The following is a 23,514-nucleotide window of genomic DNA, read 5'->3' as shown; positions in this document are numbered from 1 at the left end:
CCCAAGACGCCGACCAGATGCCGAGTCCAACCGCGGCCAGGACTGCGGCGGCTGCTCCGACCCTGGCCAGCACGCCCGGCGGGATGTCGAACCTGCGCCGCCGGGGCGGCGTCGGCGAGGAGGTCACCCGCCAGGCGGCGGACTCGGTGTCGAGTTGGTCGAGTTCGGCGGGCGTCGGCAGCTGGAACGCGGGCGGCTGGTCGTTGGCGTGCCCGGGTGGTCATGCATGGGGGTCTCCCGAGTGGCGTCGTACAGGCACCCCACGATGACGCAGCGTGACCGGCTCGCGCCGGGCTTTCCCCAGCCCCTTATCGGCCCCCCGCTGCGGTCGCTGCGCGGTAGTCGCACGACTACTGTCCGTTGTTCGGCACGTTGTCGCCCAGGAAGTCCCGGATCAGCGGGACGACCTCGTCGAGCGCGCTCTCCAGAAGGAAGTGGCCGCCGTCGAGGAGGTGGACCCGCGCATCGGGCACGTCGTCAGCGAAGGCACGGGCGCCGGCGGGCGCGAAGATCTCATCGCCCTTTCCCCAGGCGGCCAGCAGCGGTGGCCGGTAGGCGCGCATATATTCGTGCAGGCGGGGGTAGAGCGGCGGATTGGTGGCGTAGTCGCGGAACAAGGCCAGTTGGACGCGGTCGTTGCCGGGGCGGGAGACCAGGGCGTGATCATGATGCCAGGTTTCCGGGCTGACGAGGGTCGGGTCAGGCACGCCGGTGAGGTACTGCCACTTGATCGCGTCGAGGGTGAGCGCCTCGCGGATCGCCGCCTCGGTCTGCGGGGTCTGCTCGCGCTGGTAGTCCCAGACGGTCCGCCAGAAGGCGTCGACGAAGCCGGCCTCGTAGGCGTTGCCGTTCTGGGTGATGATCGCGCTGATCGCCGCGGGCTCGTTCAGGGCGAGGCGCCATCCGATCGGGGCGCCGTAGTCCTGAACGTAGATGGCGTAATGGGCGACGCCCAGGTGGGCGAGCAGGGCGGCGGTCAGGTCGGTCAGCGCGTCGAAGGTGTAGGTGAACTCGTCCGCGGACGGCGCGTCGGAGAGCCCGAAGCCCAGATGGTCGGGGGCGATGACGTGGTAGTCATCGGCCAGCGCGGGGACGAGGCCGCGGAACATGAACGAGCTGGTGGGATATCCGTGCAGGAGCACCACGGCCGGCGCGTCCGCGGGGCCCGCCTCCCGGTAGAACAGCCGCCGGCCCCGCACCTGCGCGTAGCGATGATGAACGGCCACCATGACAACCCCCGTGATCTCACTCGACCGCTTTCCTGCCTGGCACGTCATGCGCGCCGCCGTTCAGGCGTTGACGACCACCATCTTGCCTTTGGCCTCGTTGGCCTCCATCAGGCGGTGCGCCTCGCGTACCTCGTCGAAGCCGAAGACACGCGACGGCTTGGCCTTCAGCCGGCCCGCCGCCACCTGCTCGGCGATCTCCTGCAAGGGCACGTCGGACAGCGGGAAACCAGGGGTCCCGAAGACGAAACTGCCGAAGAACGTCAGATAGACGCCGCTGGCCATCTGCAGCAGCGGGTTGAAGTCGGCGATCGGGTCCAGGCCGCCCAGCCAGCCGGCCAGGCAGGCGCGCCCCCCACGCCGCAGCATCGCCAGGGAATCCAGAATTGTGCTGTTGCCCACCAGGTCCAGCACCGCGTCCACCCGCTTGGCCTCGGCGATCCGTGCGGACAGGTCGGGCGCCTCCCGCTCGGCGCGCACCGCGCCGAACTCCTCCAGCATGGCAAACCGTGACGGGTCGCGGGTGGTGCCGATGACCTGTGTGCCGGCGTTGACCGCCATGTTGATCGCGGCCTGACCGAAGGACGAGGTTGCGCCGCGGATGACCAGCGTCTGCCCGGCGGTGATCTCGAGATTGCGGAACAGGCAGGTCCAGGCCGTCGCGTACGTCTCAGGGATGGTTGCGAGCTCGGCCCAGGGCAGATCCGACTCGATCAGGGCCACGTTGGACACCGGCGCCCGGGTGTACTCGGCGTAGCTGCCGTTGATCGTCCGTCCCAGGCCGCCCATCAGCGCCGCCACCTTTGCGCCGAGCGGGAACTCGCCGCCGGGGCAGGCCTTGACCAGCCCGACGCATTCGATGCCGCTCACCTTCGCCGCCTCGGCCCACTCACCTCGGCGCATGTGCATCTCGGCGTGGTTGATGCCGAACGCCTTGATGTCGATGACGACGTGACCGGCGAGCGGCTCGGGATCGGGCAGTTCGGTGTAGATCAGGCAGTCCGGTCCGCCGAATTTCTCGATGACGATGGCACGCATCACAGCCCTCCAAACGAGGCTGTTCGATCTCGCTCAGTGCCACGAGAGCGATTCGGGCCTGCGGGCCGGCCCCGCCGCTGCCAAGCCTCGCTGCACCGAGCAGTGCTGCTTTGACCAGGTTCTTTCAGCTTATCGGGCAGGATCCGGGCCGATGCGGGGGCCTTCATCACTACCGTCTGCCGGGCCGCAGATCGCGGCCAGGAGGCCCTCGAAGTCGTCCGAGCAGGGGCCGCACGCGCGCAGGTGCGCGGCGATGCCCGGGTAGCGCTGCTCAGCGCCGGCGTCCCGTGCCACCAGTTCGACGTAGACATGAAGCATGGCCATCGCCTCCTCACATCCCACGTCACGGGGGTCGGTGTGGAGGAAGCGGTCCAGTTCAGCCCATCCGTTCATGGCCGCCTCGAGATGTCGTCGTTCATGTAACCGTTCGCGGTGAGGACCGCCCGGAGCTTACGTCTGGCGTCGAACAGCGTCTTGTAGATCGCGTTCCGGTTGCTCCCCATCTCGATGGCCAGGGCGTCCAGCGGAACTCCGGTGAGGACCAGCGCGACGAAGATGCGGCGTTGCCGTTCGGTCAGCTCTTCCTCCACGGCTCGGCGCAACGCGGCGAGCAGGTCGCGCCATTCCGACTCCTTGGCCGGGTCGAACCCGAACCGGTCGGGCAGCCGCTCCCAATCCTCGGCTTCGAGGCGGACCCCGGGGTCACGCCAGAAGTGCCGCCCGATCTTCGCCGACACCTCCAGGATGACGAACTTGTAGGCCCAGGTCGTGAATCTGCTCTCCCCGCGGAAGTCGTCGATCTTGGCGGTGATGGCGAGCAGCGCGTCATGCGCGGCCTGGTGCGCGAGGTCGTCGAGCTCGGGGCCGGTGACGCTCAGCCGGGCACTCCGCCTGTTCACCTCGTTCCTGGCGATCCGCAGAAGCAACGCGTGCAGTCGTTCGATGGCCGCCTGTCGCTCCGCCCGGGAACCGCGCAGCGCTCGCAGCCACTCACCCGACTCGGCGTCGAGCGAGGCGCGGGCGGCCGGGGCCGCGCTCACCGAAGGGTGCGGCGTCGCCATGCGTTCATGCTATCGACCTGCGCACGGCGGCGAATCCGAAGGTAAGACTCCGCGCAGCCGCGACGCCAACACGATATGACCACCGATCCGGCCCCTGGGTTATCCCTTTCCCGGCCCGGTAGTGGCGCTTCAGGGAGGTGATCCCCTCCCGTCCGCCCAACGAGGAAGGAGCTTTCATGCCTACTGTCCCTGACTTGGCGGTGTCCCTGGAAAGAGCCGGCGGCCGTATCTCGGCGGCCGGACGGTTGGTGAGCCGGTACGGGCTGGTCGTCGTCCTGGCGTGGATCGGCGCGGGCAAGTACGTCAAGATGGACAGCCGGACGCTGATCGAGCACAGCCCTCTGCTGAGCTGGCTTTACGACCTGTTCAGCTACGCCATGGTCGCGAACGCGCTGGGCACCGTGGAGATCGTCACCGCCGCGCTCATCGCCCTCCACCCGCTCTGGCCTCGTGTTTCCGCTGTGGGCAGCGCCATCGCGGTGATGTTGTTCCTCGGCACACTGAGTTTCCTGTTCACCACGCCGGGGGTGATCTACGCCGTGGTCAAGGGGCTTCCGGTCCTGTCGGGCCAGCCCGGGCAGTTCCTCCTCAAGGACCTCGTGCTGATCGGCGTCGCGCTGTGGACCTGGGGCGAGTCACTGGAAAGTGCCCGCCCGAGGAGCGGTACGCACCGTCCCTGACGCAGGTGGCATCGCGGGATTGCCTCCGGTCACGTCGACCCGAGACGTGCAGCCGCAGGCCGCGCCTGTGCACCTCGTTGCCAGCGACCCGCAGTCGCATCCCGTGCAGCCGCTCTACGGCGGCCTCTCGTTCCGGGCTGGGCGGCCGAGCGCGGGCAGTCACTCGGCCGGCTCCGCGTCGAGCGATGCGCGGACAGCCGGGCTGCCGCCCACGGTGGGCTCGCCGACGCCATGCCGTCGATGCTCCTCACCGGCGACGAACACGGGCATGGCAGGTAAGAAGTCGCGCGGCGGCGACGCGAACCAGGTATGAGCACGTCACCCAGCGGCAGGACCGCACGCGTTCCCGGCGCGGAGAGACGCCGCCGTGGCGGGGCGGCTCGGTTCCGGCGTCCCCGTCGGGCCCGGCCGGTGGGCGGTTCGCTCACTTCCGAGGGGCACCCCCTCCCCGGCCATGCCACCGGACAGGCCTCTCGCCTTCTTCCGCTTCCGCACCGACATGACAGGAATACGTGATGACCTTGCTCAACCCCGGCGACCCATTCCCCGCACTGACCGTGGACCTGCCCGGCGGCGAGACCCTTGAGCTGCCCGGCGCGTTGGCCGGCCACTACGGTGTGGTCCTCTTCTACCGAGGGTCGTGGTGCCCTTACTGCAACGCGCAGCTCCGGGCCTTCCAGCGGTCGCTCGATGCCCTCACGGCCGTGGACGCCAGGGTCGTCGCCCTGTCGGCCGACGACGAGGCCACCACGCGGCAGCTCATCGGGAAACACCGCCTGGAGTTCCCCGTCGGGTACGGGGCCGACCCGGCCGCCCTGGCCCTCGCCACCGGCGCCTTCGTCAACGACGAGCCCCGGTACGTCCAGTCGACCGGGTTCGTGCTGTCGCCCGACGGCCGCGTGGTCGTCAGCGTCTACTCCAGCGGCGCCATCGGCCGGCTCGTCCCCGAGGACGTCATCGGAATGATCCGTTACCTGCGCGACCATGAATGAACGCCAAGCACGGCCGCGACCACGGGCAGCGCGCCCGTGGTCGCGGCCGGCCGGTCCGGCCGTCCGAGGGCCGTCCCCGGCCGGCACAGCACGGCGAGGACGGCCAGCAGCAGGACGGCGGCGGTGCCTAAGGCGATGTGGTAGTCCCCCGTCAGCGCGGCCGCTCTGAGACGTCGGCGGCCGGTAGCCCTTCCGCGCGCGAGGACCCCGACGCCGGTGGCCATCCCGATCGGAGGGATGGTGTGAACAAGCCGGAGGCCAGGCCCGGAACTGGCCATTTCTGAGAATACGGGCCTGGCTGCGCAGACACTCCTGCAGCTGCGCATCCCGTGGTCGGCTGGCCGTCTGCCATCGCCCGTCGTGTGTGGGGCAAGCGGCATGTCCTTGCGCTTGGAGAACCGCTCGAGGCAAACCAGGCAAGGTGTCTGCGACTGGCCCTCCTTCGGCTGGTAGGGGGCCGCTGTTGCCAGGAAGTCTGCCCGGCTGCTGCCAGCGGCTTCGCCTCCAGCCACTCCTCCTGGTGCGCCTGGCAAAGGATTCCGATCCTCCGTACTCGTCCGCAGGCCGCTGCGACGCATTCCCAGCCGAAAACCGGATGCTGAGGAGGCATCGCGATCAGCTCATCGCGATAGAGCGGGTCGAACACCGGGGCCTCGATCAATGCGGTGAGCAGCTCCAGCCGATACCTGCCGACCCGACGTGTGCCCTCGTCGTGAACGACCCTCAGCCCGGTCACGAATCGTTCCAAATCCGATCCAGAGCCGCGTTGAAGGCCGGGTCGTGCAGATCGGTATGACCGTAGGTCGCTCCAACGGTCCTGGCCGAGGCCCAGCCCCCGGCGTCCCGGGCGATCACCGTGTTGCCGTTCGTGGCGCCCAGCACAGCGGTCGCGAACTCATGCCGCAAACCGTGCGGGTTCGTGCGTCCCAACTCCAGGCGCCGCCCGGCCCGCAGCATCATCTGCCGGACGGCGCCGCAGGCGGCACCGCCGCCACCGGCAGTTCCAAAGGCGGCATCGCGGCTCAGCGTGCGCCTGGTCACTCTCGCCGCCCGGCCTGACCTGGCCGCTGCCGGTCCCGCCGGCCAGCAGGAGGAGTCCACGTCCGGGGCGGTCAGCACGCCCTGTTCGATGATCTGCGCCTGGCCGCCGTCCATGCCGGACCCCACCGTCGCGCACGCGAGTACGGAACAAACGCACCGTAGCGCAGAGGACTGCTGACAAGCCGGTGCTTCACAGTCCTCTGCACAGAGCCGCGAATCCCCAGGACGTCCGTGCACGCGACTTCAGAAAGTGACAGTGCTGGCATTCAGCCCCACCCGGCTGGTCGCCGTCGCGGCGACGGTCCACAGCAGCACCGGGTCGAGGTAACGCTTCATCTGCGGCGGGTACGGCTGCTCTTTGCCCGGATGGATGCTCTGCATATCGACCGGCTGGACCAGGCGATCGCCGACCCGCAACGTGCCGTAGCCAAGGTCCTCGATCCCGCGGCAGAACGCGCTCAGGCCAGCGGAGCTGCTGATAGCGGGCCCGACTATGGGAAGTGTGAAATTCGGTGATCCGTCAACCGTTTGCTCAGACCGGAAGTTCGGTGATGCTGAGGGCGAAGTCCAAGTTCCCCACCCCGTGGTTGGCGAGGCCCACCGTGACCACGCCCGCTCCTTCCAGCCAGTGCGCCATTTTCAGGCCGCCGACGTCCAGCGGACGCAGCCCGAGGCTCTCGATGAACGCCTCCACACTTGCCTTGGCCTGCGCATCATCGCCGGCGATGAAGACGTCGGGCCGACCCTTCTCCAGGACATGACGGAAGATGGTGTTGAACGCCTTCACCACGCTGGCGCCGGCCGGGGCCGCCTTGGCGACTTCCTGCGCGATCGAGGTCTTCTCGCGGTGCGCAAGCCCGTCGAACGTGGAGTTGAAGGGATTGCTGATGTCGACGATGACCTTGCCCGCGAGAGCGTCTCCGTACTGGGCGACGACCGGTACGACGCCGTCGTACAACAGGGCCACGATGACGATGTCCCCGGCCGGGGCGGTGCCCCATTCTCCCGTCGTGGCGCCGCCGCCGAGAGCCTTGGCCAGGTCAGCGGCCTTGGACTGGTCGCGGCCCATGACCTCGACGGTGTTGCCGCCCGCTACCGCCCGCGCGCCGATGGTGCGGGCCATGTTGCCGGTGCCGATGATGCTGATGTTGCTCATGAGATGCCTGTCCTGGTGGTGGTTGTTCGGTTCAGATGGCGGTGGTGCCGCCGTCGACGACGAGTTCCATGCCGTTGACGTAGCTGGAGTCGTCGGAGGCGAGGAAGAGGGCGGCGGTGGCGATCTCGTCGGGGCGGCCCATCTGGCCGCGGGGGATGAGGGACTCGAACTGGCGCTTGGTGGCCTCGTCGAAGAGTTCTTCCTGCTTGGCGGTGGCGACCTGGCCGGGGGTCAGGACGTTGACGCGGATGCGGCGGTCCTTGAGCTCGTTGAGCCAGACGCGGGCCCAGGCCTGCTGGACGGCCTTGCTGCCGGCGTAGACGCTCCAGCCGGGGAAGGCGCCGAGGGAGGCGTTGGAGCCCGTCATGAGGATGGAGCCGCCGTCGTTGAAGAGCGGGAGGGCCTTCTGGACGGTGAACAGGGTGCCGCGGGCATTGAGCCCGAACCAGGTGTCGAACTGGGCCTCGGTGATCTCGCCGAGCGGCGCGGGCTCGCCCCCGCCTGCACTGGCCCACAGCACGTCGAGGCTGCCCTTCTCCCGCTTGACGGTGTCGTACAGGCGGTCCAGGTCGTCCAGGTCGGCGGCATCGCCCTGGACGCCGGTGACGTTGCGGCCGATCTGCTTCACGGCCTCGTCCAGGGCGTCCTGGCGGCGGCCGGTGATGAAGACGTGCGCTCCCTCGTCGACGAACAGCTTCGCGCCGGCCAGCGCCATGCCGGTGGTGCCGCCGGTGATGACCGCTACCTTGCCGTCAAGCTTTCCCATGTTGCTCCTTGAGGTCGGTGGTGCCGTGCGCACCTGGGATGACGGCGTTATGTACACCGCTCTGTGTGCTTACGGTACGAGGCGCGCGGCCCGGACGCAAACTATGTACACCGATCGTTACCCGACTCGGGTACCATGGACCCGTGACGGAGTTGGAGAAGGGCCCCCAGGGCCGGCGCCGCGGCCGGGGCGCCCGCGAGCGCATCCTCAGCGCGTCCCAGCAGCTGTTCCGCGAGCAGGGCATCAACCGCACCGGCATGGACCAGCTTTGCGCGGCGGCCCAGGTGTCCAAGCGCACGGCCTACCAGCACTTCACCGGCAAGGACGAACTCGTCACCGAGTACCTGCGCCGGTTCGACCCCTCCGTTCTGTCCGGCGTGTTCGACCGCACCGACCTCACGCCCCGCGAACGGCTCCTCGCCGCCTTCGACATCCCCCCCACCACCCCCCTGTGCCCCTACATCGCCGCCGCCGTCGAACTCCACGACCCCCAGCACCCCGCATCCCAGTACGCACGCGACTACAAGAAAGCCGTCGCCGCGCGGCTCGCCGACACCGCCCGCGAAGCCGGCGCCGCCGACCCTGAACAGCTCGGCGAGCAGCTCGCGCTGCTCATCGACGGCGCCGCGGCCCGCACCCGCGTCATCGACGCCGACGCCTTCCCCACCGCCGCCGCCATCGCCGCCGTCCTCATCGACAACGCCATCCCCACGTCATCTCCTCGGCAGCCCAGCGATGACCGCGGAACCACCGGGTCTGCTCCCGTTCCGGTGGGAGGCCAATGACGGCCCGATCACGCCTCGGCGCATCCTGCACAAAGTCCGCGTCAGCCCACGCGGGGTCGGTCGACTCGCCGATGCCATCCACGTGCTACAGAACTACGAAGCAACCGTAGAATGAAAAAAGGTTCTTTCATTACTGCGGAGGCTGCCGCGCGGCGATGTCGATTCTCGCTGTACGCGAACGTATCCTCCGCCGTCGCACTTCAATGTTTTCGCCTTTGCTGTGGCGTCCCCTGTTGGTTCTGATGTTGTCGGTCGAACTGATCAACCGTGTTGAGTGGCGGCACCGCTTGCCAGCTGCCACATTTCATCGTTCCCGCATTCTGCGGTGATCTCGGCCGTCACGTGAGCCGCGGCGACGAAGTCGTTGACCACCGGTGAGGTGCGCGATGCCGCCACCGCCAGGCACACCTGGTCGGGCGCCAGGTCTGTGACGGGCACAAAGCTGACTTCCGGGTGTGAGTAGAACACGGCTGTCGAACGGGCCAGGAACGAGATGCCCCGGCCGGCCGCGACATGTTCGAGCGTCTCGTCCACCCCGCGCACCAGGTATCCGGCGTTGGGGTGCGGGCGCTTGGTGGGCTGCGTGCTTGTGTCGGGATGCCAGAGCAGCGGCTCGCCGGCCAGGTCGGCCTCGGTGATCTGTTTCCTGCCGGCGAATCGGTGGCCGGCGGGCAGCACCGCCACCCGCGGCTCGGTGTACAGCGGGGTGACACGCAGGCCGGTCTCGTCGATGGGCAGCCGCACATAGCCGACGTCGATGCGGCCGTCGAGCAGCATCGCGGCCTGGTCGTCGGACTCGATCCGCTGCAGGTCCACGATCACGTCCGGGTGCCGGATGGCGAACTCCCGCACCGCCGCGGTGGCCGTGATGCCCGCGCGGAAGCCGACCATCAGCCGCTGGCTGCCGCGCGCGGCCACGGTCACCCGGCGGCGGACCGCGTCTGTGGAGGCCAGCAGCGGGCCCGCGTCGGTCAGCAATTGCCTGCCGGCGTCGGTCAGCGCCACGCCGTGGCTGTCCCTGATCAGCAGCGGGGTGCCAAGATCCTGTTCCAGCGCGCGGATCTGCCGGCTGAGCACCGGCTGTGCGATGTGCAGGTCATCGGCGGCGCGGCCGAAGTGCAGCCGGTCGGCGACGGCGACGAAGTAGCGCAACTTGCGCAGGTCCAGATCCATGGAGCCCCCCGGTACGGCGATGCCTCCAGGGTATCGCCATCGCTGGAATAGGTCTTGGACACCCGCTTCAGACCAATGAAATCCTCAATAGGTACCCGGTGGGCCGGAGCGAATCCGGAACAAGAATTCGACGTCGGGACTTGATAGTAGGTCCCCAGAACTTGAATCAGCACGTCCTGAATTGGTTCAGGCCCGTCGTGTCATTCGATGGCATCGACGACACAGCCGTTGACGACAACGGGGTGGGCGTGTCGTTCTGTCCAGATATTCCATTCCAGAAAGCAGGCACTCCATGAGCGGCATCAGCATTATCGGCCTGGGGGGTATGGGCCGCGCCATTGGCGCCCGCGCGGTCGAGGGCGGCCACGCCGTCGAGGTCGTCGGTCGCGACGCGGCCAAGGCCAAGGACCTGGTCGCCGCGCTCGGCGGCGGCGCCACGGCCGGGACCTTCGGGGACGCCCCAGCCGGCGACATCGTCATCCTCGCCGTGCCGAACGCCAGCGCCGTGCCGGTCGTCGCCCAGTACGGGGACGCGCTGGCCGGCAAGGTCATCATCGACATCACCAACCCCATGACAGCCGACGCCACCGGGCTGACCACCCCTGACGGCACTTCCGCCGCGCAGGAGATCGCCAAGGCCGCCCCGGCGAGCGCGCACGTCGTGAAGGCGTTCAACACCGTCTTCGGCCACGTCCTGGCCCCGGAACGCCCTCTGGACGTGCTCTTCGCCGGCGACGACGCGCGGGCCAAGGCAAGCGTATCGGCGTTCATCAAGAGCCTCGGGTTGCGCCCCCTGGATGCCGGAGGCCTGGAGATGGCGCACTGGCTGGAAGGGACGGGCCTGCTGATGATCAACCTGGCCCGCCACGGCGTGGGTGACTTCAACTTCGCCCTCGGCGTCAGCAATCTCCCTTGAGCACACCCGCACCACCAATTCTCGCGCCACCTCACTCATAAGGAACAGCAGAATGCGCGTTTTCGTCACTGGCGGGACCGGCCATTCCGGTTCGTACATCGTCCCCGAGCTCATAGCCGCCGGGCACGAGGTCACCGGCCTGGCCCGGTCGGACACTGCCGCGGCGGCGCTGTCCGCGCTCGGCGCGAAGGTGCGTCGCGGCGACCTCCGGGATCTCGACGGGCTCAAGGAAGCGGCTGCGGACTCCGACGGCGTCATCCACGTCGCGCACCGGCAGGACCTGCTCTTCTCCGGCGGGATCCACGCCGTGGCCGCCGCCGAGCTCCCCATCATGCTCGCCTACGGCGAGGCACTGGCGGGAACCGGAAAGCCGCTGGTCACGGCGGGGAGCATCGGCTCGCCCGGGCAGGGATTCCTGGGCCGGACGGCCACCGAGGAGGACCCGGCCCTTCCCAGCGGGGATGAGCACAAGGGCACCCTGCGGGCTCGTAACATCGTGGAAACCACCGTAATCGGCCTCGCCGAGCAGGGCGTGCGGTCTTCGGTCGTGCGGATCGCCAACATCGCGCACAGCACGACCGATCGTGCCGGCTTCCTCCCGACGCTGATCGCGCTCGCGAAGGAGAAGGGCTTCATCGGCTACCCCGGAGACGGCGCGAACCTGTGGAACGCCGTGCACATCCGCGACGTTGCCTCCTTGTTCCGCCTGGCGCTGGAGAAGGGCCCGGCCGGCAAATACTGGCACGCGGTCGACGACGGGGGCATCCCGTTCCGGGAGATCGCCGAGGCCATCGGCAGCCGTCTGGGCCTGCCCGCCGTGAGCGTTCCCGTGGACGAACTGGTGCTGCCGGCATACTTCGGGTTGCTCGCGAACATCGTCACGCAGAGCTACCCGGCGTCCAACCTCGTCACCCGCCGGACCCTCGGCTGGGAACCCGCTCAGCCCCGCCTGCTCGCCGATCTGGACAACGGCCACTACTTCCCCGCCGGCTGACGGCAAGGACCCGAGTCTCAACGAGTCCGGCACATGACAAGGAGGGCGGCTCAGAATATGACGACTGTGGGATTCATCGGCAGCGGCGCCATCGGCAGCACCGTCGCGCGGCTCGCCGTCGAGGCCGGGCATCAGGTCGTGCTCAGCAACTCACGCGGTCCCGAAACGCTCGCGGACATGGCCACGGGACTGGGGCCGCGGGCGTCCGCGGCGACCAGCGGGGAAGCCGCGGCAGCCGGTGACATCGTCGTGATCACGGTGCCGGTCAGGGCCTTCCCCCACGTGCCCGCCGCGCCACTGGCCGGGAAGACGGTCATCGACACGTGCAACTACGGCCCTGAGCGTGACGGCCCCATCCCCGAGCTCGACAGCAAGTCGCTCACCTCAAGCGAGCTGCTGCTGCAGCATCTCCCGGACGCCATGGTTGTGAAAGCGTTCAACAACATCTTCTTCAAGCACCTGTTGTCACTCGCCCGCCCGGTGGGGGCGGCCGACCGCTCGTACCTGCCGATCGCCGGGGACTCCGCGCCGGCGAAGGCGGCGGTGACCGAATTCATCGAATCCATCGGGTACAGCGTGCTGGACGCGGGACCACTGGCCGACAGCTGGCGGCAAGCGACGGGCACGCCGGTATGGGGAACCCCGTACGGGCCGTACTCGAACGAGAAGGGCCAGCCGGTCGGCGAGGACGCCATCCGCGTGGCACTGGCCGCCGCAACGCGGTAAACCCGCGAGTGGGCGCGGGCCGCGGCATGGTCTGGCCGTGTTATGGCCCCGCTCGGCAGGCGGCGGATTCCAGGGATCGTCGCAACACGGAATGTGTTGCGACGATCTTAGGGTTCGCTGGTGGAGGTTCCGGTGGGAGAACGTCGAGAGCATGACGCCTCCTGCAGGTGGATCTCCGGCGACTGCTACCGGAACCCCTGCCACTCAATCCTGGTTTCGCTGGCTTCCCGTCGGTGCGGTGAGCGTCAGCCTCGCTGGCCGGGACGGTCGACAATCACTGATGACAGCAGGGCCGTGCTCCACACCGCGCCCTTGCGGAAGGCAGGTTCGCTCTCGCCGCCGAGGAACTCGTCGCGCAGCCAGACCGAGCGGCTTCCCAGGTAGCGGTAAGTGCTCCGGTCGAGGATGCGGTAAGTGCGGGAGATCGTGTCGGTTCCCTCCACCCAGATGCCCAGGCCGCTGCGGCCCGCCGCGTCGCTCACATCCTGCTCGATCCGGACGCCGGGAATGAGCGCCAGGGCGCGGAACATGGCCGCCTCCAGCCGCGGCGGCATCGTGCCGTACCTGCTCAGGTAAAGCATGATTACACGGTAGGCGCGGTCGGCGTCGGGCTCGGCGCTCTTGGGGACACCCTCCTCCTTGGGGTAGTCGATCCAGTGTCGATCATCCGTGACCTCGACCAGCAGCTTCTTCGGGTCGGTCGGCAGCGCACGGAGCTTGGCGTCGTACTGCTGCGGCGACAGGTCGTCATCGCCCGGATCCGAGGGGATGTCACTGACGACTATCTTCCCATCCTCGTCGAAGTCGGCGCGCTGCCTGCCGTCGTAGCGCATCCACCCCTCACCGGTCCTGACCGTGTCCGAGTTCGGCTGCTTGTCCAGGGTCTTGGTGTAGTGCCACTGCGTCGGAAGGGGCACCTGGTCACCTTTCCTTCTGCTCGCCACCTCGGCAGCCCGGGCGAGCACCACGCTGGAATCAAGCCGGACGACCGGCGGCGTGTTCGCCGGGTTCGGGGTGGGCGGTTCGGGCCGCAGGGTGGTCACGGCGAGTGCGGTGGCGGCTCCCAGCGCTCCTACCAGAAGCAGGCGGCGCCCCAGTGTCCGCCCGCGCCCCCGGATCCGCGCCAGCATCCGCTGGCGCTGCGGGATAATCCATTCCTGGCCCGGCTCGGGGATCTCGGCGCGCCACTCGCGCAGCGATCGCAGGTCATCATCCATCGAAGGACTCCTCTCGGGTGGTCACGGGGCGGGATCCGTCGAGCGCCTGGCGCGTCTTGGCTCTGGCCCGGTGCAGGCGGGATGCGACGGTTCCGACAGGGATGTCCAGCGCGCGGGCCACGTCCTCATACGACATCTCAGCCCAGGCCACGAGTAACAACACCTCCCGGTCGCCGGGTGACAGCTTCGCCAGCGCCGCCGCCAGCCCGGCCTGCTGGGCGGCGACCTGGTCCTCAACGCGTTCGGTGTACGGCTCAGTGATCTCATCGACGCCGCTGCGGACCAGCGCCCGGTAAAGACGGATCTCCGCCCGCCGATGCCGGCTGATGAGCCGGGCGGCGATGCCATACAGCCAAGGCCGTGCGTCGGGGTGGTTCGCGTCATAGCGGTGGCGGCGCCGGAAGGCGGCCAGGAAGGCGTCGGAGACGATGTCGTCGGCCAGCGAGGGCCCCAGCCGCCGGGCGACATAGCGCCGCAATGCGGGCGCGTGCCGGTCAAAGAGGTCGGCGAAGACCTCCGGGGCGCGTTCCGAGCGCCGGATCAACTCGGCGTCATCAGCCCTGCCGGATTCTTCGGCGATCACATGGTGCTCCCGTCCTTGCGCAGTGGTTCGTCAGCTTTCGCCCGGACGACGGTCACGAATTCACGTTATGAGATGTGATCTGTGTCATACGGCGTCATGTGGTCGAAGATCACAGCTCGGTCTTCACAACGCGACGGGCACGTTCTGGTTGAGCTGACGGTGATTTCAGGGCCTCGGTAGAGCGCTCCCGCGTGAGGTGCCCGTTCGGACAGCCGCCGAGGTAGGCAGTTCCCTGTTCACAGCGCCGACGGATCGGGAGCTGGTGGCCAGGCTGGTCGATCAGGCCCGCGCCGAAGGCATGGAACTGGTCGGCGAGAACGGACTGCTGGGCCGGCTGACCAAGCTGGTGCTGGAGTCCGCTCTGCTCAGGTGATCGCAGGCATGGGCATCAAGCTGGACCGCCGGTTCCGCGATGACTTCCTCCAGCGCCGGCATGGGCGAAGGGCGAGGGCTACCCCGTCGGCGAGCGTGGCCGCGTCTTGCCGGAAATCACCGCTGCCTTCTTCGCTGGTGACGGCAAGGCGGCGGATTCCGGCCGGTTGAAGCGCTCAGGCACGGCGAACGGCCATATGTCTGTGCCGAAAAGACTGCTGGTCCACAATGGCCCGCATGCCTACCATGCCCGAAGATCACGTTGAGACTGCACATCCGTCCCGATTCAACGACTACGACAGCATCGCCGAGGGGTACACGGCCGAGAACGAGACCAGCCTCCTGAACGCGTACTACGAGCGTCCCGCGATGCTGGAACTCGCCGGGGACGTGACCGGCCGGCGCATCCTCGACGCCGGCTGCGGCTCAGGCCCCCTGTTCGCCGAGCTGCGCGATCGAGGCGCCATCGTCACCGGCATCGACGCGAGCGCCGGGATGCTGGAGATGGCCCGACAGCGGCTGGGCACCGACGCGGACCTGCGGGTCGCCGACCTGGCCGGTCCACTGCCCTTCCCCAACGACGCCTTCGACGACGTCATCGCGTCCCTGGTGCTGCACTATCTGGAAGACTGGGGACCGACACTGGCCGAGCTTCGACGCGTGCTGAGGCCTGGCGGCCGACTCCTCGTCTCGGTCGAGCATCCTTTCTCCATCACCCTCTGGCAGCACATGGCCGGGGAAAAGCCCCAGTACTTCGAGACCCGTATCCGGATCGATGAATGGACCATGGGTGGGCAGACCGCCCAGATGAGCTTCTGGGACCGGCCGCTGCACGCGATGACCGAGGCCTTCACCGAGGCCGGCTTTCGCATCAGCGTCATCAGCGAACCGCCGTTTGTGCCGGAAGCCCGCGAACTGTTCCCCGAGGAGTTCCGCGAGATCACCGGCACGAGGTTCCTGAGCTTCCTGTTCTTCGTTCTGGAAGCCGGCTGACGGCGCCTCGTAACGATCAACTGCGGTGACTGAGCGTTCAGCGGGCGGTTCCCGCCGGCTGAAGCGCTCAGTCACGCCGGGAGCGGCGACTACCGTTCGAGGATGCGGCGGTGCAGCGAAGGCGACCACTGGGAACCGGAGGGCCTGAGTGCGAGCGATGCGCCGGGCTCGTGGACGAAATCGTCGAAGCAGGATGGCGGGGGTTCGTCGCGCAGGAGTTCGACACCCTGGCTGCCCTGGATGAGCCGCGACATCGCCGAGATGGTGATCGACGAGCCCGACAGGCACCTCTGGCGAGTGGTGGACGCCGCCCACGACCGGCTCACATGCACCGGGTGCGGCAACAATCGAGCCGGGGTCCGGCCGGCCGGTCAGCGGCCCGAGCCGGGAGCCGACGGCGGTACCTCGACGACGAAGACCAGGAAGGCGAGCTTGTCCGCGCAGTCCTGGTAGTCGTCGGGGAACAGCTCACGGGCGGCCGGGTCCACCTGGGGCTCGCTGATGACGGCAAGGCGGAAGCCGGCGGCGGTGAAGGCGTCGGTCATCGCCTGCAACGGCCTGGTCCAGAAGGTCAACGGGAAGGACTGTCCGTTGAACGTCCATGCGTCGGTGTAGCTGGTGGTCGCGAAATAGCTGGGCCGAGGATTCTGGGTCAGGTGCTCCACGAACGGGTGGTTGACCGACGCGATGAGCCGGCCGCCCGGCCTGAGCACTCGCCGTATCTCGGCCAGGGTCGGCCTCCAGTCCTCCAGGTAGTGCAGCACCAGCGACGCGACCACGTCGTCGAACGCGCCGTCGGCGAACGGCAGCGGGTCACGCAGGTCGACCACGCGCAGGTCGGCGTCGTCACCGAGCCGCCGCCTGGCTATCGCCAGCATCCCGGCGCTGGCGTCGATGCCGGTGACGACGGCGCCGCGGTCGCGTAGTTTGGCTGACAGGGGGCCCGCGCCGCAGCCGGCGTCCAGGATCTGGCGGCCGGCCACGTCTCCGACGAGGGCCAGGATCGAGGACCGCGCCCAGTGCTCGTTCAGGATGCTGTTCTCGGTTTCCGCCGAGTACGCCTCGGCGAAAGCGTCGTAGTCGTTCACCTGGTCCGGATCTGCGGGCTGGGTTGCGGCCGAAACCCAGGCAGGATGCTGTCCGGGAAAATCTTCGGGCAGGTCGGTTACGCGGTCCATCGTCGCAGCCTAGCGATCTTTGGTCGCGTTTCCGGACGTTTGTCGAGTTTCGCCGATGCGCGAGCGCATCGGCGCCATCAGCTACTCAAACGTCGACGGCACAGGCCCAGCACTCACCCGTGGAGATGGTCGGCCAGAACGTCCAGGACCTTCCCCGCGGCCGTGGGGCCGGCGTTGAGGAAGAACGTGTCGACGTCCACCGGGATCGCGGTCTTGCCCGCCACGGCGGACAGCGTCGTCCACAGCGGAGCATCGGTCAGCGGCCCGGCCTCGGCCTGGCCGCCCTGCACCCCGTAGAAGATCCAGTCGGCGTCGGCCAGGTCGAGTTGCTCGTTGCTGATGTCCTGCGAGGTCTCCTCGAAGCGCTGGCTTGCGGGGCGGAGCAGCCCGGCCTCCTCGGCGATGCCGCCGATGAACGACGCCACGCCGTACAGACGCAGTTCGTCGCCGGTCAGCCGAAGGAAGGACACGGTGGGCGGTGCGGCGAGCCCGTCGCCGAGTTCGGCGGCCCTCGCGTGGAAGCCGTCCAGGATCTTCTGGGCCGCCTCGGTCCGGCCGAGGCCGTCCGCCAGCAGCAGGAAGTCCTGCTGCCAGTTCAGCCCGGTGCCCTCCGTGGCGATGGTGGGGGCCACGGCGGTGAGCGCGGCGTACAGCGCGTCCGGGTCCTTGCCCGCCACGTTCATCAGGATCAGGTCGGGGCGGATGTTCGCGATGGCCTCGACGTCCGGGGCGGACCGGGCGCCCACGTCCGCCACGTGCGCCAGCTGCTCCGCGAACTGCGGATAGGCGTCGGCCAGGTAACGCGGGACCATGTCGGCGCCCTCGGCGCTGGTGGACCCCACGGGGACGACGCCCAGCGTGAGGAGCGCGTCGGCCTGGCCGGTGTTGATGACCACGACCTTCTCGGGGGCCTTGTCGAGGGTCGTCTTCCCCTTGAAGTGGGTGACGGTGCGCGGGAAGTCGCCGTCCCTCTTCCCACTGCCCATGTCCGCGGGCACGGTGCTCGGGGCCGGGTGCGCGGCCGGCTGCTGGGCGGCACCGCCGGAGGCGCTGGACGTGCCGGCCTGCTGGGCCGAACAACCACTGAGGGCGATGGCGCCGATCGCGATCAATGAGAAGAAAAGACGCTTTTTGTGTGAGAAGTGCACAGGTGGCTAGTTTAGGCTGACGAAAATGATTATCAGTAGCAAAGTGGCGGGTGTCATGCATCACAATGACCCCGCGGCCACCCCGCCGGGCGGGATCGCGAGAGCCGGCGCGCGGCCGGCCCTGCTGCTCGCCTGTGTGGCCGCCGCCGTGCTGCTGGCTCTGCTCAGCATGGGCGTCGGAGCGCGGAACATCCCGGTGGAGGCGGTGCTCCACGCCCTCCTGCACCCGGACGGCGGACGTGACGCGATCATCGTCTGGCAGCTGCGCATGCCCAGGACCGTGCTCGGCATCGCTGTCGGGATGGCGCTCGCGGTCGCCGGAGTGGTGATGCAGGCGGTCACCCGGAACCCGCTCGCCGAACCCGGCATCCTCGGAGTCAACTCAGGCGCGTCACTCGCCGTGGTCATCGCCATCGCCGGATTCGGCGTCACCGACGTGTCCGGGTACATCTGGTTCGCCTTCGCCGGGTCCATGCTCGCCGGCCTGCTGGTCTACCTGGTCAGCTCGCGCGCGCGGGCGGGCGCGGACCACGTGCGGCTCGTCCTGGCCGGGGCCGCGCTGTCCGCCTGCCTCGGCGCGGGCACCGGGATCATCACCATGTTCGACACCGACGCCTTCGACTCCTACCGGTTCTGGGTCGTCGGAGCGCTGGACAACCGTGATCCCGGGGTGTCCGGCAAGGTCGTCGCCTTCATCGCCGCCGGGCTGGCGATCTCCATGGTGCTCGGCCCGGCGCTCAACGCGCTCGCCCTCGGCGACGACCTCGGCGCCTCTCTCGGCGTGCGGGTGACCTGGGTGCGTGCCGCCGCCTTCGTCGCCATCATGCTGTTGTGCGGGGCCGCCACCGCCGCCGCCGGGCCGATCGGCTTCGTCGGGCTGGTCATCCCGCACGTCCTGCGTATCGTCCTCGGGGCCGATCTGCGGCGGCTGCTGCTCTACTCCCTGCCGGCCGGGCCGGTCCTGATGCTCGCCGCCGACATCGCCGGGCGGGTGGTGGCCCCGCCGGGAGAGATCGAAGCGGGTATCGTCACCGCGTTCCTCGGGGCGCCCGTCCTGCTCTGGCTGGTGCTCCGGCGCCGGGACGGGCGCATATGAGACCCGCACACGTGCTGCGCCTGCCCGCTGGGCTCACCCTGCGCGGATCGGCGCGCTCCGTCCTCGTCGTCGCCTTGCTCCTCGCCGCCTGCGCGCTGCTGTGCGCCGTCACGGTCCTCACCGGCACCTACAAGATCACCACAGAGGGGGCGCTCGGAGTGCTGGCCGGGGACGGGACGCGGCTCGACCGGTTCATCGTCCTCGGCCAGCGCCTGCCCAGGGTCGCCGCGGCCCTGCTCGTCGGGGCCGCACTCGGCCTGTCCGGCGCCCTGTTCCAGAGCCTGTCACGCAACCCGCTCGGCAGCCCCGACATCGTCGGGTTCACCACCGGCTCCGCCACCGGGGCGCTGGTCGCCCTCCTCGTCGGCGTGGGCGGCCTCAGCGTGCAGGCGGGTGCCCTGCTCGGCGGGCTCGGCACCGCCGCCGTCGTCCACCTGTTCACCCTGGTCCGCGGGGCCGGCGGCAACCGGCTCGTCCTGACCGGGATCGCCGTCGGCGCCATGCTGGCCTCGGTCAACGACTTCCTGCTCACCAGGGCCGACCTGGAAGCCGCGGAGAACGCCAAGACGTGGCTGCACGGCAGCCTCAACGCCATCTCCTGGCCGCAGGTGGTGCCGCTCGGGTTCTGCCTGCTCCTGCTCGTCCCGCCGGCCCTGGCCACGGCCCGCCCGCTCCGGCTCATGGAGATGGGCGGCGACGTCGCGGCGGGCCTCGGCGTGCCCGTCGGTCGTGTCCGGATGAGCGTTCTGCTGCTCGGCGTCGGGCTGACGGGCGCGGCCATCGCCGCCGCCGGCCCCATCGGCTTCCTGGCCCTGGCCGCCCCCCAGCTCGCACGCAGGCTCACCCGCACCCCCGGCATCGCGCCGGTCGCCGCCCTGGCCATGGGGGCGACCCTGCTCACCGGCGCAGACCTGCTCGCCCAGCGTCTCCTCGCTCCTTTCCAGATCCCGGTGGGGCTGGTCACCGGAGTGCTCGGCGGGGCGTACCTGCTGTGGCTGCTCGCCACGGACGGCAGGCGCCGGCGGACCGGCTAGCGCGGGCGAGGCCGCCGGCCTCGCCCGCCACCGGACGACATCAGTCGGCGGCCGCCTCGAACAGCGCCAGCTTCGCGATCTCGCCCATGCCGTAGCGGTCGTGTCGTGGCCGAGCGCGACACGGCGGAACGCCGCATCGATCTTCGACAAGACGCCCGGAGGCTACCTGGCCGGCCTTCGCTCACGTGCGGCCGTCTTGTGGATCCGAAGTCCGTGCACGCCTTAGTGTCCGGGCACGACCACGGACACGGTGACGGGGAAGGCCGGGTTGCGCGCGCTGGCCGAGCGCACCATCAGCACGCCGGTCCGTACGCTTCCGGGTTCCATGCCGTCGCTGGACGCGGTGACCTCGAGAGTGGCGGACCCGCCCGCGCCGATCTCGCCGGACGCGGGGCTCACGCTCAGCCAGCCGCTCTGCTCAGGATCGACCTCGATCGTGTACGCCGCCGCCGCGCCCGCGTTGGCCAGCCTCAGCTTGCGCGTCCTGGTGGCCGAGGCCGGCACGACCAGGGTGAGGCGATCGGTGGCGGCCGTCACCAGGCCGGTGGTCAGCGCGGCGTCCAGCACCGTGCGACCGCCCGCCGCCACGGTGACCTCCCTGGTGAGGGTGCCGTAGTTCGCCGCCGAGACCTCCAGCCGCTGCTCGCCCGCGGGCACCTGCCCGAGGAACGTGCCGTCCGCCCCGGTGGTGAAGGAGGCCCCGCCCACGTCGACGGTCGCCCCGGCCACCGGCTTGCCGTCGCCCGCGTCGGTGACGGTGCCGGTCACCAGGCCGTGCCGCCGGGCGGTGAAGGCCAGGCTCTGGCCGTCGGCGACGGCGGCCACGCCGGAGGAGTACTGCAGCGCGTCCGAGCCGTCGGCGTTCTCGATGCCGATCGTGGCGCTCTCGCCCGCGGCGCGCGAGCTCGCGATCCCGCGGTAGCGGAACCCGATCGAGCCGTCCTCGCCGAGCAGCGCCTCGAACGAGAACCACTCGTCGGCGTTGTAGAAGCGCGCGTTGCGCCACTCGATGACGAACGTACGGTTCGGCGCGGAGCCGAGCGTGGCGGTGTAGAGGCCGCCCCGGTCGTCCAAGGCCAGGTCATCCCAGTACGGGTAGATACCGGCGTTTGGCGCGCCCGCCGCCGGCAGGGGGGAGTTGTTCGGGTACGACCACTTCTCACCGAACGCCAGGAACCCGTTCGTGCTGAGCATGCCGCTGGTGTACGTCCTGCCGTAGAACGGGAACGCGAACGGCAGCTCGACCGTCTGGAACTCGTCGTCCCCGGTGAGCGCCTGCTTCTCCGTGGCCTCGGCGTACGCCTCCGTGCCGCTCCTGCAGGTGTGGCCGAAGGCGTCGGCGTTGGCGGGCAGCTCGACGTCCTCGGTCATCGTGCCGGTCACCGTGATGGGCGTGGTCGCCGCGTTCGCGCAGCGTGAGGCCGGCGTGACCTTGAGGTCGTACTCCCGGTGCGGGAGCGAGACCGCGTAGTGGCCGGCGGCGTCGGTGACGGTCGTGACCGGGGTGCCGGGCACGCTCACCGTGGCGCCCTCCTCGGGCGCGCCCGCGCTGCTGACCGTGCCCGACACCGGGCTCATCGCCTGCGGGGTCAGCGTCAGGTCGGCGTTGGCCGTCCCGTCGTCGGTGACGGTGGCCGTGGCGGTCCCGTCGTCGTAGCCGAACTTCGTGACGGTGATCCGGTACTCGCCGCTCAGCAGCCGCGGCAGCGTGTACGTCCCGTCCGGGCCGGTCGGCACCGTACGGCTCAGCGGTCCCGACACGCTCACCGTGGCGCCGGCCAGCGGAGCGCCCTCCGAGGTCACCGTGCCCGTCAGGGTGCCCAGCTCGCCGGCCGGGGTCGCCTTGACCGCCGCGTACGCGTCCAGCCTGCCCTCGCCCCAGACGAGGTTGTCGGCGGCCGTGCCGCCGCAGGAGGCGTCGTCCACGTCGGAGGCGGTGCCGTCGAGCAGCGCCCGGGTCGCCTCCACGTCGTGGCGCAGAGCGGGAGAGGCCGACCACATCAGCGCCACCGTGGCGGCGACGTGCGGGCTGGCCATCGAGGTGCCGCTCTTGACCCCGTACGCGTCGCCGGGCAGGGCGGAGCGCACGTCCACGCCCGGTGCGGCGATGTTGGGCTTCAGCTCGCCGTCCTCGCCGGGGCCGCGCGACGACTCCGGCATGATGCGGCCGTTCACGTCGAACGCGCCCGCGCTGTAGGAGGCGGTGTAGCCGCCGGGCGACCCGGTGGTGCCGCACGCCGGGCCCTCGTTGCCGTTGGAGAAGGCGGGGAAGATGCCGGCGGCGACCCAGGCCTCGACGATCTCCTTGTACCAGAGGTCCAGGCCGGTGCCGCCCCAGGAGTTGTTGACGATGTCCGGCGCGAGGTCGGGACGCGGGTTCTGGTTCTCGAGGTCGGTGGGGGCGAGGATCCACTGACCGGCCGCGAGCAGCGCGTAGTCGGGGCAGCCGGTCGTGCCGCACGCCTTCGCGGTGATCCACTCGGCGCCGGGGGCGACGCCGATGCCCTCGGCGCCGGCCATGGTGCCCATGGTGTGCGTGCCGTGTCCGCGGTCGTCGCAGGGGGTGTCGCCCGGGCACGAGCCCGTCGCGTCGTACCAGTTGTGGTCGTGGTCCACGGTGCCGTCGGGCCGCGTGCCCCGGTAGCTCGCCTTCAGGGCGGGGTGGTCCCACTGCACGCCGGTGTCGAGGCTGGCGATGACGACGCCCTCGCCGTGGTCGCCCAACTCGTCCCAGACCTTGGGGGCGTTGACGCGGTCGACGTTCCATTCGACGGAGCCGGCCTCGGCGCGGGCGACGCCCGGTTTCGGCTCCGGCAGCCCGGCCGTCCGGCCGGGGGTGATCTCCGCGACCTCGGGCAGCTCGGCGATCTCGGCGGCCAGGCCGGCGTCGCCGGTCACCTGGATCGTGTTGACGATCCAGTACGGCGTGAACTCGGCGCCCGCCGACTTGAGCAGCTTGCGCAGCCGGGCCTGCGAGGCGGCGGCGGTCTCGGTCTTCAGCCGGTAGACCTGGCGGCCCTTGTCGGCCTTGGTCGTCGCGGTACGTGCCGCCCGCAGGTCGGCCTCGTCCTTGAGCCGTACCCAGAAGGTGGCTTTGTCGTCGGCGGACAGCTCGGCCGCGACCGTCCGGTCGATCTTGCCGGAATCGGGCGGATCCTGGGCGAACGCGGGGGTCTGGGTGGCGAGGAGGGCGAGGACGGTTCCCGCCAGGAGCCATCGCCGGGGGTGCGAAAGGGACACACGATCTCCATGGGGAGGTTTGTGGGATCTTGTGAGCCCACCGCCGAGCATCTTTGGTGGATCATGTGCTCTTCGCAAGCGGCCGGACGCCGCCTCGTG

The 23,514-nt window shown here is 69.7% G+C and carries 25 protein-coding genes and 1 pseudogene; 11 read left to right on the top strand and 15 right to left on the bottom strand.

The features are described 5' to 3' along the window. Positions 1 to 350 precede the first annotated feature (350 nt). The 4 genes from ACIBP6_RS20475 to ACIBP6_RS20460 all read right to left on the bottom strand — a co-directional run bounded on the left by ACIBP6_RS20475 (position 351) and on the right by ACIBP6_RS20460 (position 3,325). Entirely contained in the window at positions 351 to 1,229 is an 879-nt protein-coding gene (locus ACIBP6_RS20475) for an alpha/beta fold hydrolase (protein WP_397054270.1), read from the bottom strand. A 60-nt stretch (positions 1,230 to 1,289) separates the two neighbouring features. After that, a complete protein-coding gene (locus tag ACIBP6_RS20470; RefSeq protein ID WP_397054268.1) occupies positions 1,290 to 2,264 on the bottom strand; it encodes a zinc-binding alcohol dehydrogenase family protein in 975 nt (324 codons plus the stop codon). A 129-nt stretch (positions 2,265 to 2,393) separates the two neighbouring features. Further along, positions 2,394 to 2,588, bottom strand: a complete 195-nt coding sequence (locus tag ACIBP6_RS20465) for a hypothetical protein (protein ID WP_397054266.1) — start codon at positions 2,586 to 2,588, stop codon at positions 2,394 to 2,396. Positions 2,589 to 2,653: 65 nt separating this feature from the next. Beyond that, on the bottom strand, positions 2,654 to 3,325 hold the full coding sequence (locus ACIBP6_RS20460) for an RNA polymerase sigma factor (RefSeq protein WP_397054264.1): 672 nt from the start codon (positions 3,323 to 3,325) through the stop codon (positions 2,654 to 2,656). Between the two features lie 176 nt (positions 3,326 to 3,501). Between ACIBP6_RS20460 and ACIBP6_RS20455 the strand changes: the two genes are divergently transcribed. Both ACIBP6_RS20455 and ACIBP6_RS20450 read left to right on the top strand, forming a co-directional pair. Continuing rightward, entirely contained in the window at positions 3,502 to 4,005 is a 504-nt protein-coding gene (locus ACIBP6_RS20455) for a DUF417 family protein (RefSeq protein WP_397054262.1), read from the top strand. Between the two features lie 515 nt (positions 4,006 to 4,520). Then, positions 4,521 to 4,997 (top strand): peroxiredoxin family protein, encoded by a 477-nt coding sequence (locus ACIBP6_RS20450; protein ID WP_397054261.1) that lies wholly within the window; start codon positions 4,521 to 4,523, stop codon positions 4,995 to 4,997. A gap of 732 nt (positions 4,998 to 5,729) precedes the next feature. Here the strand turns inward: ACIBP6_RS20450 and ACIBP6_RS20445 are convergent. The 4 genes from ACIBP6_RS20445 to ACIBP6_RS20430 form a co-directional block, all read right to left on the bottom strand. Then, positions 5,730 to 6,152, bottom strand: coding sequence for a hypothetical protein (locus tag ACIBP6_RS20445; RefSeq protein ID WP_397054259.1), 423 nt, complete (start codon positions 6,150 to 6,152; stop codon positions 5,730 to 5,732). Positions 6,153 to 6,281: 129 nt separating this feature from the next. Then, positions 6,282 to 6,455 carry a hypothetical protein gene (locus tag ACIBP6_RS20440; RefSeq protein WP_397054257.1) on the bottom strand — a complete coding sequence of 58 codons (174 nt, stop codon included), beginning with the start codon at positions 6,453 to 6,455 and terminating at the stop codon, positions 6,282 to 6,284. A 115-nt stretch (positions 6,456 to 6,570) separates the two neighbouring features. Next, entirely contained in the window at positions 6,571 to 7,194 is a 624-nt protein-coding gene (locus tag ACIBP6_RS20435; protein WP_397054255.1) for an NADPH-dependent F420 reductase, read from the bottom strand. Between the two features lie 31 nt (positions 7,195 to 7,225). Continuing rightward, on the bottom strand, positions 7,226 to 7,960 hold the full coding sequence (locus ACIBP6_RS20430; RefSeq protein WP_397054253.1) for an SDR family NAD(P)-dependent oxidoreductase: 735 nt from the start codon (positions 7,958 to 7,960) through the stop codon (positions 7,226 to 7,228). A 143-nt stretch (positions 7,961 to 8,103) separates the two neighbouring features. Here ACIBP6_RS20430 and ACIBP6_RS20425 point away from each other — a divergent pair, with 143 nt between their 5' ends. Next, positions 8,104 to 8,745, top strand: coding sequence for a TetR/AcrR family transcriptional regulator (locus ACIBP6_RS20425; RefSeq protein WP_397054251.1), 642 nt, complete (start codon positions 8,104 to 8,106; stop codon positions 8,743 to 8,745). Between the two features lie 19 nt (positions 8,746 to 8,764). Then, positions 8,765 to 8,860: pseudogene (locus ACIBP6_RS20420) on the top strand (IS5/IS1182 family transposase); the annotation flags it as partial. A gap of 146 nt (positions 8,861 to 9,006) precedes the next feature. Here ACIBP6_RS20420 and ACIBP6_RS20415 read toward each other — a convergent pair. After that, a complete protein-coding gene (locus ACIBP6_RS20415; RefSeq protein ID WP_397054249.1) occupies positions 9,007 to 9,918 on the bottom strand; it encodes a LysR family transcriptional regulator in 912 nt (303 codons plus the stop codon). A 292-nt stretch (positions 9,919 to 10,210) separates the two neighbouring features. On the opposite strand from ACIBP6_RS20415, the gene ACIBP6_RS20410 reads away from it, so the two are divergent. Genes ACIBP6_RS20410 through ACIBP6_RS20400 form a run of 3 tightly spaced genes read left to right on the top strand, consistent with a single transcriptional unit; the run spans position 10,211 to position 12,554 of the window. Next, positions 10,211 to 10,834: an NADPH-dependent F420 reductase gene (locus ACIBP6_RS20410; protein WP_397054247.1), complete on the top strand. Its 624-nt coding sequence runs from the start codon at positions 10,211 to 10,213 to the stop codon at positions 10,832 to 10,834. A 52-nt stretch (positions 10,835 to 10,886) separates the two neighbouring features. After that, entirely contained in the window at positions 10,887 to 11,828 is a 942-nt protein-coding gene (locus ACIBP6_RS20405) for an SDR family oxidoreductase (RefSeq protein WP_397054245.1), read from the top strand. A 57-nt stretch (positions 11,829 to 11,885) separates the two neighbouring features. Beyond that, positions 11,886 to 12,554, top strand: coding sequence for an NADPH-dependent F420 reductase (locus ACIBP6_RS20400; protein ID WP_397054243.1), 669 nt, complete (start codon positions 11,886 to 11,888; stop codon positions 12,552 to 12,554). Between the two features lie 245 nt (positions 12,555 to 12,799). Here ACIBP6_RS20400 and ACIBP6_RS20395 read toward each other — a convergent pair whose 3' ends face one another. Next, the gene (locus tag ACIBP6_RS20395; protein WP_397054241.1) at positions 12,800 to 13,771 is read right to left on the bottom strand and encodes a CU044_5270 family protein; all 972 of its coding nucleotides are present in this window, start codon (positions 13,769 to 13,771) and stop codon (positions 12,800 to 12,802) included. Next, entirely contained in the window at positions 13,764 to 14,354 is a 591-nt protein-coding gene (locus ACIBP6_RS20390) for an RNA polymerase sigma factor (protein WP_397054239.1), read from the bottom strand. Before ACIBP6_RS20390 ends, ACIBP6_RS20395 begins: the two co-directional genes overlap by 8 nt. 196 nt (positions 14,355 to 14,550) lie before the next feature. Between ACIBP6_RS20390 and ACIBP6_RS20385 the strand changes: the two genes are divergently transcribed. Together ACIBP6_RS20385 and ACIBP6_RS20380 are read left to right on the top strand one after the other, a co-directional pair. Then, entirely contained in the window at positions 14,551 to 14,727 is a 177-nt protein-coding gene (locus tag ACIBP6_RS20385) for a hypothetical protein (protein WP_397054237.1), read from the top strand. 227 nt (positions 14,728 to 14,954) lie between these two features. Then, on the top strand, positions 14,955 to 15,719 hold the full coding sequence (locus ACIBP6_RS20380; RefSeq protein WP_397054235.1) for a class I SAM-dependent methyltransferase: 765 nt from the start codon (positions 14,955 to 14,957) through the stop codon (positions 15,717 to 15,719). A gap of 89 nt (positions 15,720 to 15,808) precedes the next feature. Here ACIBP6_RS20380 and ACIBP6_RS20375 read toward each other — a convergent pair whose 3' ends face one another. The 3 genes from ACIBP6_RS20375 to ACIBP6_RS20365 form a co-directional block, all read right to left on the bottom strand. Next, positions 15,809 to 15,973: a hypothetical protein gene (locus ACIBP6_RS20375; RefSeq protein ID WP_397054233.1), complete on the bottom strand. Its 165-nt coding sequence runs from the start codon at positions 15,971 to 15,973 to the stop codon at positions 15,809 to 15,811. 117 nt (positions 15,974 to 16,090) lie between these two features. Next, positions 16,091 to 16,897, bottom strand: a complete 807-nt coding sequence (locus ACIBP6_RS20370; RefSeq protein ID WP_397054231.1) for a class I SAM-dependent methyltransferase — start codon at positions 16,895 to 16,897, stop codon at positions 16,091 to 16,093. A 113-nt stretch (positions 16,898 to 17,010) separates the two neighbouring features. After that, entirely contained in the window at positions 17,011 to 18,009 is a 999-nt protein-coding gene (locus ACIBP6_RS20365; protein WP_397054229.1) for an ABC transporter substrate-binding protein, read from the bottom strand. A gap of 91 nt (positions 18,010 to 18,100) precedes the next feature. Here ACIBP6_RS20365 and ACIBP6_RS20360 point away from each other — a divergent pair, with 91 nt between their 5' ends. Then, positions 18,101 to 19,141 (top strand): FecCD family ABC transporter permease, encoded by a 1,041-nt coding sequence (locus ACIBP6_RS20360; RefSeq protein WP_397054227.1) that lies wholly within the window; start codon positions 18,101 to 18,103, stop codon positions 19,139 to 19,141. Next, the gene (locus ACIBP6_RS20355) at positions 19,138 to 20,175 is read left to right on the top strand and encodes a FecCD family ABC transporter permease (RefSeq protein ID WP_397054225.1); all 1,038 of its coding nucleotides are present in this window, start codon (positions 19,138 to 19,140) and stop codon (positions 20,173 to 20,175) included. The genes ACIBP6_RS20360 and ACIBP6_RS20355 overlap by 4 nt, the downstream gene beginning before the upstream one ends. Before the next feature lie 222 nt (positions 20,176 to 20,397). On the opposite strand, the gene ACIBP6_RS20350 is transcribed toward ACIBP6_RS20355, so the two are convergent. Next, the gene (locus ACIBP6_RS20350; RefSeq protein WP_397054223.1) at positions 20,398 to 23,415 is read right to left on the bottom strand and encodes a S8 family serine peptidase; all 3,018 of its coding nucleotides are present in this window, start codon (positions 23,413 to 23,415) and stop codon (positions 20,398 to 20,400) included. Positions 23,416 to 23,514 lie beyond the last annotated feature (99 nt).

This window comes from Nonomuraea terrae (assembly GCF_044465245.1).
GTDB classification, from domain to species: domain Bacteria; phylum Actinomycetota; class Actinomycetes; order Streptosporangiales; family Streptosporangiaceae; genus Nonomuraea; species Nonomuraea terrae.
The sequence above is the reverse complement of the archived record's forward strand: the minus strand, read 5'-3'. Positions and strand labels throughout refer to the sequence as shown.

Excerpts from the sequence above, each read along its gene's own strand:
- ACIBP6_RS20475 (WP_397054270.1), bottom strand. The coding sequence starts at position 1,229 with ATGGTGGCCGTTCATCATCGCTACGCGCAGGTGCGGGGCCGGCGGCTG.
- ACIBP6_RS20470 (WP_397054268.1), bottom strand. The coding sequence starts at position 2,264 with ATGCGTGCCATCGTCATCGAGAAATTCGGCGGACCGGACTGCCTGATC.
- ACIBP6_RS20465 (WP_397054266.1), bottom strand. The coding sequence starts at position 2,588 with ATGGCCATGCTTCATGTCTACGTCGAACTGGTGGCACGGGACGCCGGC.
- ACIBP6_RS20460 (WP_397054264.1), bottom strand. The coding sequence starts at position 3,325 with ATGGCGACGCCGCACCCTTCGGTGAGCGCGGCCCCGGCCGCCCGCGCC.
- ACIBP6_RS20455 (WP_397054262.1), top strand. The coding sequence starts at position 3,502 with ATGCCTACTGTCCCTGACTTGGCGGTGTCCCTGGAAAGAGCCGGCGGC.
- ACIBP6_RS20450 (WP_397054261.1), top strand. The coding sequence starts at position 4,521 with ATGACCTTGCTCAACCCCGGCGACCCATTCCCCGCACTGACCGTGGAC.
- ACIBP6_RS20445 (WP_397054259.1), bottom strand. The coding sequence starts at position 6,152 with ATGGACGGCGGCCAGGCGCAGATCATCGAACAGGGCGTGCTGACCGCC.
- ACIBP6_RS20435 (WP_397054255.1), bottom strand. The coding sequence starts at position 7,194 with ATGAGCAACATCAGCATCATCGGCACCGGCAACATGGCCCGCACCATC.
- ACIBP6_RS20430 (WP_397054253.1), bottom strand. The coding sequence starts at position 7,960 with ATGGGAAAGCTTGACGGCAAGGTAGCGGTCATCACCGGCGGCACCACC.
- ACIBP6_RS20415 (WP_397054249.1), bottom strand. The coding sequence starts at position 9,918 with ATGGATCTGGACCTGCGCAAGTTGCGCTACTTCGTCGCCGTCGCCGAC.
- ACIBP6_RS20410 (WP_397054247.1), top strand. The coding sequence starts at position 10,211 with ATGAGCGGCATCAGCATTATCGGCCTGGGGGGTATGGGCCGCGCCATT.
- ACIBP6_RS20405 (WP_397054245.1), top strand. The coding sequence starts at position 10,887 with ATGCGCGTTTTCGTCACTGGCGGGACCGGCCATTCCGGTTCGTACATC.
- ACIBP6_RS20400 (WP_397054243.1), top strand. The coding sequence starts at position 11,886 with ATGACGACTGTGGGATTCATCGGCAGCGGCGCCATCGGCAGCACCGTC.
- ACIBP6_RS20395 (WP_397054241.1), bottom strand. The coding sequence starts at position 13,771 with ATGGATGATGACCTGCGATCGCTGCGCGAGTGGCGCGCCGAGATCCCC.
- ACIBP6_RS20380 (WP_397054235.1), top strand. The coding sequence starts at position 14,955 with ATGGCCCGCATGCCTACCATGCCCGAAGATCACGTTGAGACTGCACAT.
- ACIBP6_RS20375 (WP_397054233.1), bottom strand. The coding sequence starts at position 15,973 with ATGTCGCGGCTCATCCAGGGCAGCCAGGGTGTCGAACTCCTGCGCGAC.
- ACIBP6_RS20370 (WP_397054231.1), bottom strand. The coding sequence starts at position 16,897 with ATGGACCGCGTAACCGACCTGCCCGAAGATTTTCCCGGACAGCATCCT.
- ACIBP6_RS20360 (WP_397054227.1), top strand. The coding sequence starts at position 18,101 with ATGCATCACAATGACCCCGCGGCCACCCCGCCGGGCGGGATCGCGAGA.
- ACIBP6_RS20355 (WP_397054225.1), top strand. The coding sequence starts at position 19,138 with ATGAGACCCGCACACGTGCTGCGCCTGCCCGCTGGGCTCACCCTGCGC.